1 protein-coding gene is annotated in these 1,615 nt (G+C 70.7%); it reads right to left on the bottom strand.

The genetic code is table 11. The features are described 5' to 3' along the window. Positions 1-160: 160 nt before the first annotated feature. Positions 161-1,573, bottom strand: a complete 1,413-nt coding sequence (locus tag APY03_RS02020; protein ID WP_102905444.1) for a phenylacetate--CoA ligase family protein — start codon at positions 1,571-1,573, stop codon at positions 161-163. Positions 1,574-1,615: the final 42 nt, after the last annotated feature.

Genomic DNA, 1,615 nt, shown 5'->3' with positions numbered 1-1,615 from the left:
ACCGGCTGGAAGCCGCCATAGGGAGTGCTCGACAGATCGGCGGCGGAGGCGAAGGTCATTGTGGATCTCCAGGGTGTTCGGGTTGGAAGCGGTCGCTCGCAAGGCCACGGCGCCTTGCGCGGGGTCGAAGCATGAAGCCTAGTGGATGCCCTGCGCCCCTTCAAGTCGGCGCAACGAGTACGCGCTGCACCTTGCCACTGATGCCGCGGCACTGTGCTTCGCCGCTCCGGCAGCGGATGTGCACGCCGTGGGCGCCCAGGCGCAGCAGGAAGGCCGACAGTGCGACGCGCGCGCGGCGCAGGCTCGCATCCGCCGCCTTGCCTTGGAGGCCGGTGCGAAGAAGCAACTCGCAGGGGCCCTGCTGGACCAGCTGGAAGTCGAACAGACCGGCGTCGTCCTCCAGGACGGTGCTCACCGCCAGCGGGGGGACGAAAACGGCGCGGGCGCCAGGGCGGCCGAGCCTCAGCGCCTCGTCGTTGCGGCCCTCCACCTCGATCGCCGGCAAAGCGGAGCCGCAGGGGCAGGCCTCGGCATCCTGCCGCACGCGGTCCCCGAGCTCGTAGCGGATCAGCGGCTGCACGTGGTTGGCGAGGTTGGTCAGCAGCGTGTTGGCGCCCCGCTCCCCGGGCGGGACCGCGCGACCTTGCTCGTCCACCGACTCGAGGATCGCCCAGTCGCTGTTGAGATGCAACCGGCCGTGGCGGCATTCGCTGGCCAGGGTGAGGAATTCGGAGGCACCGTAGCTGTTGACCACCGGACAGCCCAGGGCCTGCGCCACGAAGTCGCGCCGCGTCGCCGACAGTTCCTCGCCGCCGGTCCACACCTCCCGCGGCACCGCGTGCAGCCGGCCGGCCATGCGCTCCTCGGCCAGCAGCACCGCCACGCTGGGATAGGTGGCCACGATGGTGGGCCGCAGGGCGTCGAGCTCGGCCACCAGCGCTTCGGAAGACTGCAGGAAGGAGATGCTGCGCAGGCTCAGCGAGAGCGCCGGATTGAGCCGGCGCAGCCGCTCGATCGAGACCGTGCTCGCAAAATGCCCGCCGGTGGCCCCGACGAAGGCAATGCGCTCGCCCAGCCCAAAGGGGTTCATCAGCCGCTCGAGTGATTGCGCAGCTGGCCGGCGCACGAACTCGAGCGCGTCGTAGACCGCCATCGCCTGGGCGTCCTGCACGAAGATGCCCGGCTCACCGCTGCTGCCCGAGCTCTCCCAGACCACATAGCGTTCAGCGAAAGGGTCGGCGATGCGAGAGCGGTCGGCGGTGAAGCGGCGCAGCGCATCGAGGCGCAGCGCCGGGTCGGTCACCCAGTCGTCGAAGGCGCCCATCAGCTCGGCCTTGCGCACGACCGGCAGTTCTTCCAGCCGTACGGTGGAAGGATCGAGTCCCCGCAACCGCCGCCGGTAGAAGGCCGATCCGCGCACGGCCTCGCGCAGGAGATCGGCCAGGCGCCGTGCCTGGCGGTCGGCCAGCGCCTCGGCGCCGGCATGCGGGACCGCGGCCGCATCGAACGCGATGCGGCTGGTGAGCCAGGGGTCGAAGGGAGGCAGCATCGCGGGCGGGACCAGGACCACCATGGTGGACGCAGCCGCCCGGCTTGCCAAGGACTATCGCAATAC

The sequence above is a fragment of the Variovorax sp. WDL1 genome (genome assembly GCF_001541225.1).
Lineage (GTDB): Bacteria > Pseudomonadota > Gammaproteobacteria > Burkholderiales > Burkholderiaceae_C > Variovorax.
The sequence above is the reverse complement of the archived record's forward strand: the minus strand, read 5'-3'. Positions and strand labels throughout refer to the sequence as shown.